This is a genomic window from Sulfurimonas sp., from assembly GCF_028694895.1.
GTDB lineage: Bacteria > Campylobacterota > Campylobacteria > Campylobacterales > Sulfurimonadaceae > Sulfurimonas.
In genome coordinates this window covers 1-6,411 of the sequence record NZ_JAQVKA010000081.1, presented here as the reverse complement: position 1 = coordinate 6,411, position 6,411 = coordinate 1, and the positions used below count along the sequence as shown (strand labels likewise).

The window sequence follows — 6,411 nt, the reverse complement described above, 5'->3', positions numbered from 1 at the left end:
CGCTACAAACTTTACTCGTGACATTGTAAATAAAGCACCTCAAGAGATTAACCCTCAAACACTAGCTAACGTTGCAAAAGAGTTAGCAAAAAAGAATAACTTAGAGTGCACTATCTTAGATGAGAAAGCGCTAGAAAAAGAGAAGATGGGTGCGATGCTTGCAGTTGGGCGTGCTTCTGTTCATGAGAGCGCACTTATACACCTAGCATATAAACCAAAAAATCCTAAAAAAGTTATTACACTTGTTGGAAAAGGTTTAACATACGATAGCGGTGGACTTAGCCTAAAAGCTGCCACTTCTATGGTAACTATGAAGATGGATAAAGCTGGTGCATGTGCGGTTATGGGAATCATAAAAGCTGTAAGTGAATTAAAACTTGATGTTGAAGTTCACGCATTTATCGGCGCAGTTGAGAATATGATAGGTGGAAACGCATACAAGCCTGATGACGTTTTAGTCTCAAGAAGTAAAACTACTATCGAGGTTAGAAACACTGATGCTGAGGGGCGTTTGGTTTTAGCTGATGTTCTTGATTATGCACAAGATAGCGTTAAGGCAGACTATATCTTTGACTTTGCAACACTTACAGGTGCTTGTATGGTAGCCCTTGGTCAATATACAACAGGATTGATGGGACACTCTCATAAGTTAAAGCACGATATCTCTCGCGCTGGTAGTGAATCTGGGGAGCTCATAAGTTCACTTCCATTTAATAGCCATCTTAAAAAACTTCTCAAAAGCGAGATAGCAGATATAAGCAATACATCTTCAAAACCTTATGGAGGAGCAATTACTGCTGGATTGTTTTTAGATAAATTTATCCGCGAAGAGAACAAAAACAAGTGGATGCACTTTGACATAGCTGGAACAGCTTATACAGAAACTCCTTGGGATTGTAATGTTTATGGCGGAACTGGTGCAGGTGTGCGTCTTATGTGTGAGTTTATCAAAGAGATAAAATAGGTTTACTCTCTAAAGGCATAATTTACTTTTAAAATCATATAATCCATGCATGCATGGATTACCCTTTGAAACTATACTATTTGCCTTTATGCTCACCCTTTTGGCAGGGATGTCAACGTCCATAGGTGCCGTATTGGCATTTTTTTCAAAGAGTAAAAACTATACCATTTTATCACTAGGCTTAGGGTTTTCTGCTGGAGTTATGATATATGTCTCTTTTGTTGAGATTTTAGTAAAATCAAAAGAGTCATTTACACTTCTTTACTCAAATGAAATCACCGGTGAAGCTTTAAGCGTTTTATGTTTTTTTGCTGGTATTTTGTTAAGTGCCATCATTGATAGACTTATTCCTGATGATGTAAATCCACATGAAACTAAAAGCAACAGCGAACTTTTGGAATTAAAAGCTGATGCTAAAAATCAAAAGAGTAATTTAGCTTTAAAAAGAACAGGCTTGTTTACGGCACTAGCTATTGCAATACACAATTTTCCTGAAGGCTTTGCTACCTTTGTATCGGCACTTCATGATCCAACAGTTGGTATTAGCATAGCTTTTGCCATTGCTATTCATAATATACCAGAGGGGATGGCTGTATCTCTGCCTATATATCACGCAACTGGAGATAAGAAAAGCGCATTTTGGTATGCAACACTCTCAGGTTTAGCAGAGCCAGTAGGAGCACTGGTAGGCTTCTTTTTGCTCTTTCCGTTTATGGGAGGAGCAACACTTGGTATAACGTTTGGCCTTGTTGCAGGCATAATGATTTATATATCCTTTGACGAACTACTTCCAGCTGCTAGAGTTTATGGAAATGCCCACACAACTATAGTTGGAATATCTTTGGGAATGTTAGTTATGGCTATAAGTTTAATTGGTTTTAAGCTAGTATAAATCTAAGGGGACTCAGTTACATGTATGTTGATATAAACAAGCCTACCTTTTTTTTATTTACAGATGCAAGTGTAAATCCTCAAATGAGCATAGGATATGGAGCATCTCTACTCCTAAGTGAGTATGAGCTTGAAGTCCCCTACCCTGAAGATAGAATCAAAACAAAAAGATTTGAGGATGCAACTTCATCAAAACTTGAGTTACAAACCCTAGTATGGGCACTTGAGAGTATAAAGTTTAAAAAACGAAAGATTATCATCTATACAGATTCTCAAAATATTATCTCACTGCTTGAGAGACAAAATAAGCTTATTGAAAATAACTTCATGAACAAGAAAAATGAACCATTAAAGAATCACAAACTATATAAAAAATTTTATAAACTCATCACATATAATGAGTGTGATATTATAAAAATTAAAGGTCATAAGAAAAAAGAAGATAAAGATTATGTAGATAATCTTTTTACACTGGTGGATAGAGCCTCAAGGGACGCGCTAAGAGAAGAGTTACGAAATAAAGTATAGATACAAAAAACTCTCTCTTATGAGTCTCTATGCTAACTTTAGCTAAAATGCGAAACTAATTAATAATACAAAAGGTCAATTATGGGTTTAAGTATCGGTCTTGTAGGACTTCCAAACGTAGGTAAATCAACAACTTTCAACGCACTAACAAAAGCACAAAATGCAGAAGCGGCAAACTATCCGTTTTGTACAATAGAGCCAAACAAAGCAGTAGTTCCTGTTCCAGATAGCAGACTTCAAGAGCTTGCAAAGATTGTAAACCCTGAGAGAATTCAGTACTCAACACTAGACTTTGTAGATATCGCTGGTTTAGTTAAGGGTGCTAGTAAGGGTGAGGGTTTAGGAAATAAATTTTTATCAAATATTCGTGAGACAGAAGTTATTTTACATATCGTTAGATGTTTTGAAGATGATAACATAGTGCATACAGAAGCTACTATCGACCCTATAAGAGACGTTGAGATAATTGAGGGTGAACTTATCTTAGCAGATATCGAAGTTCTACAAAACAGAGCTGATAGACTTAAAAAACAAGCTAAAACAGACAAAACTGCGGCTGCCCTTTTAGTTTTGGCAGAAGAACTTTTAGAGTATTTGGCTGATGGCAATTTAGCAAGAAATTTTCCTAAATGCGAGAGCGAAGAGTACAAGCAACTAAACAATGAAGTAAGACTTCTAACTGGCAAAGAGATAATGTATGGTGCAAATGTTGATGAGGATGGCTTACTTGAAGATAGCGATTTTGTTATCAAACTAAAAGAGCACGCTGCAAGAAACAACTGTGAGCTAATCAAGCTTTGCGCAAAGATTGAAGAGGAGCTGATTAGTCTTAGTGATGAAGAAGCAGAAGAGTTTTTATCTTCACTTGGCGTTGAGGATTCAGGTCTTAGTCAAATCATACAAAAAGGGTTTGATAAACTGGGACTTATGAGCTACTTTACTGCTGGCGTTAAAGAGGTTCGTGCATGGACTATTCGTAAAAATACAACAGCACCAAAAGCAGCTGCCGTTATTCATAACGACTTTGAAAAAGGATTTATCCGAGCAGAGGTTATCGCATATAATGATTATATTACATGTGGTGGTGAAAACAAAGCTAAAGAGGCTGGAAAGATGCGTCTAGAGGGCAAAGAGTACATAGTTCAAGACGGCGATATAATGCACTTTAGATTTAATATCTAATAGATTTTAGTTTTAAAGTTTCTACTTTAAAACTGCTCTATTTCTACCAGCTTCTTTTGCCTCATATAAGGCGTCATCGACTCTTTTAAATATCTCTTTTGAATCTTCGCCTAAAATATACTTTGTAAAACCAAAAGAAGCTGTGAGCTTTATATCATTGTTAATGATAGAATTTTCTATGTTCGCTCTAATCTTCTCTACAATCACTTTTGCTTCATTGATAGTTGTATCTTTAAGCATGATTACAAACTCTTCTCCACCCCATCTAGCAACAAGATCATTATCTCTGAGTGAAGATTTAAGTGTATTTGCTACAGATATAAGTGCTTCATCTCCTACTTGGTGTCCATAAGTATCGTTTATAACTTTAAAATTATCAATATCAACAAGTACTAAAATAAATTCACTATCTGCTTTTCTTTGATTTTTAACAATTAAATTTATAGTTTCATCGAAATGAGCACGATTATATAGTTTTGTTAGAGAGTCTGTTATATAGAGTTCTGCTAGGAGTTTTTCATTGGTAATATCATGATAAACAGCATTAAACTCATGAACTTCTCCATGTATGTCTAAAATTGGCATCACTCTGGATTGGAACCATTTTGCTTGACCTTTTGAAGTTATGTATTTAAGCTCTCCATTCCAAGACTTTTTATTTTTTATAGTCGTCCAAAGTTCTTTATAGATAACATCTGACACATCATCTAATTTAAAGATAGATATATTTTGACCTAAAATCTCATCTCTATCAATGTTAAAAGAGTCACAAAAAAAGCTGCTTACATCTTTTATTATTCCATTTACAGAAGTTTTCATAATCATAATATTTTTATCAATTATCTCTTTTTCTGCTTCTAATTTTTCATTTAATTTATTTACTTTATTCATCTCTTTTTTAATCAATAGTTTCGTTTCAAAGAGTTCACTAATATCATAGATAGAGATCATAACTTTGTTCTCGGAGATAATATATGGAGAGATAGTTACTTGTTGTTGCATGAGTTGTAATGAAGAGGTTGTTACCTTATTGCGGTTTATAGATATAAATTTTTTACTACTGTTTGTATCATAAAATGTAGGAGTTCCTATGGTTAGGGCAGTTTTTATCTTTCTGTGAAGAACTTTATAGTTTATATCTGGATAAAAATCTTCTAAATTTTTACCTATGATATCCTCTTTGTCGATTTGAGTATTTATAGCTAGCCATCTATTCCAGTAACTAACTGTATAATTTTCATCGATTATCATATGCCCGTTTTCAAGTGAGTCTAGTAATATATCAGGATATTTAATCACATTCATCCATAAATCTCTTCTATTTTTCTATCAATCAAACCTCTTAAGCTCGCTATGGCTTCATCTTTAGTGAGTATATATACGTTACCTTTAATCTGCTTATCTTTAAAATCTAAAATTGTACTAATTATAATAATTTTTGAATACTCTCCAACATCCTCTTCACTCACGATAGAAGCAGCGTCTAAGAATTGCAATGATGGAACAAAAAATTGCACTTGAGTATTTAACTCTTGAGTTAGTCTGCTTACTATTGTTGAAGTTAGTATGTTTGTAAGCTCTATAACCGCGTCATTTACTTCATCAAAAGATGGATTTTCTATATCATATAGATGTCTTCCAAGATTTATTGATGAGTCTTCACTGATTACAAACATGCACTCTCCACCAAACTTACCGGTAAATAGCTGCTTTATAACAAAATACATAGACCTTATATCTATAGAATTTTGAATTTTATCTGCAAGCTCATCGCTGTTACAAATCTCTATTTTAGGAATATGCATCGTTCCAAAAGCATCTAGCAAGTTTGCCATGCTAGCAGTAGCTGCACCAATAGAGACATTCATAAACTCTCTTAGTGCGTCAATTTGATCTTCATTAAATTGTAAATTCAATACTTTGTGCCCCTATAACAATATGTCTTGTTCAAAAATTTGTACCATTATTTCAACATTGATCGGTTTTGGATACATATTTTTAGCGCCTGCTACCAAAACTCTTAACTTTGCTTCACTTTGAATATCTGCGCTCACAACAATAACTTGAGCCTCTTTATCTATCTCTTTTATCTTCTTTAGAGCCTCATAGCCGTCCATAACAGGCATAGTAAGGTCTAAAAAAACAACATCAGGCCTCTCTTTTTTATAAGACTCAACAGCTTCTAATCCATTTGTTGCTTGAATAAGTTCAGCATCAGGATGAACCACTTTGAGGCTTTTTATGACGCTCATTCTAGCTATTTTTGAATCATCTACAACCAAGATTTTCAATAGATACCCCTTCGTTATTTTTCTTTATTATGTACTCAATTGTATGCTATTTTCAATTAAGTAACCTTTATGACTACTTTAATTTTGCTATATTTTGAGCGTACTTAACATCTTCACCTGCTTTTACGCTAAGTTCTAACATCTCTTTTTGGGCCAATATAACTATGGTTGAACCCATCTCAAAACAGCCAAAATCATCACCTTTATTTAGATATAGATTTTCATAGTTATAAACACTACTTTTTTGCGCATCAGCATTTGTTTTTATCTTTGGCTCAAAAGAGACTTGCATAACACCAACATTTAAAGCACTCACTAGCACTATATAAAATCTCTTTTTTGAAGCACTCTCGCAAAGCAGAACAACTCTCTCATTTTCTATAAAAAGATTAACTCTTTTTTTAAGAGATGGTATGTTTACAGGGAAAAATTTCCCTGGTATATGAACAGCTTTTAAAACTTTTAGATTTGTCGGTATGTGATAACGGTGATAATCTTTTGGCGAGAGATAGAAGTTTATAAAAGTACCATTATTTATAAGCTCTTTCTCCTCTT

General features: G+C 34.1%; 8 protein-coding genes. 4 read left to right on the top strand and 4 right to left on the bottom strand.

From position 1 onward, the window contains the following. From PHI38_RS08220 to ychF, 4 genes are all read left to right on the top strand, one after another. On the top strand, window positions 1-964 hold a 964-nt coding region (locus PHI38_RS08220), incomplete at its 5' end, for a leucyl aminopeptidase (protein ID WP_299854927.1). Window positions 965-1,013: 49 nt separating this feature from the next. Next, on the top strand, window positions 1,014-1,856 hold the full coding sequence (zupT, locus tag PHI38_RS08215; RefSeq protein WP_299854924.1) for a zinc transporter ZupT: 843 nt from the start codon (window positions 1,014-1,016) through the stop codon (window positions 1,854-1,856). Window positions 1,857-1,876: 20 nt separating this feature from the next. Further along, entirely contained in the window at window positions 1,877-2,383 is a 507-nt protein-coding gene (locus PHI38_RS08210) for an RNase H family protein (RefSeq protein ID WP_299854921.1), read from the top strand. An 81-nt stretch (window positions 2,384-2,464) separates the two neighbouring features. Beyond that, window positions 2,465-3,565: a redox-regulated ATPase YchF gene (gene ychF / locus PHI38_RS08205; protein WP_299854918.1), complete on the top strand. Its 1,101-nt coding sequence runs from the start codon at window positions 2,465-2,467 to the stop codon at window positions 3,563-3,565. A 21-nt stretch (window positions 3,566-3,586) separates the two neighbouring features. Here the strand turns inward: ychF and PHI38_RS08200 are convergent, their stop codons facing one another. The 4 genes from PHI38_RS08200 to asd all read right to left on the bottom strand — a co-directional run. Further along, window positions 3,587-4,870 carry a diguanylate cyclase gene (locus PHI38_RS08200; RefSeq protein WP_299854916.1) on the bottom strand — a complete coding sequence of 428 codons (1,284 nt, stop codon included), beginning with the start codon at window positions 4,868-4,870 and terminating at the stop codon, window positions 3,587-3,589. Further along, window positions 4,867-5,481, bottom strand: a complete 615-nt coding sequence (locus PHI38_RS08195) for a chemotaxis protein CheC (protein ID WP_299854914.1) — start codon at window positions 5,479-5,481, stop codon at window positions 4,867-4,869. Before PHI38_RS08195 ends, PHI38_RS08200 begins: the two co-directional genes overlap by 4 nt. A 12-nt stretch (window positions 5,482-5,493) precedes the next feature. Then, a complete protein-coding gene (locus tag PHI38_RS08190; RefSeq protein WP_299854912.1) occupies window positions 5,494-5,856 on the bottom strand; it encodes a response regulator in 363 nt (120 codons plus the stop codon). A 73-nt stretch (window positions 5,857-5,929) separates the two neighbouring features. After that, window positions 5,930-6,411: archaetidylserine decarboxylase (gene asd, locus PHI38_RS08185; protein ID WP_299854909.1), on the bottom strand; the 482-nt coding region annotated here is incomplete at its 5' end.

Excerpts from the sequence above, each read along its gene's own strand:
- PHI38_RS08200 (WP_299854916.1), bottom strand. The coding sequence starts at position 4,870 with ATGAATGTGATTAAATATCCTGATATATTACTAGACTCACTTGAAAAC.
- zupT (WP_299854924.1), top strand. The coding sequence starts at position 1,014 with ATGCATGGATTACCCTTTGAAACTATACTATTTGCCTTTATGCTCACC.
- PHI38_RS08210 (WP_299854921.1), top strand. The coding sequence starts at position 1,877 with ATGTATGTTGATATAAACAAGCCTACCTTTTTTTTATTTACAGATGCA.
- ychF (WP_299854918.1), top strand. The coding sequence starts at position 2,465 with ATGGGTTTAAGTATCGGTCTTGTAGGACTTCCAAACGTAGGTAAATCA.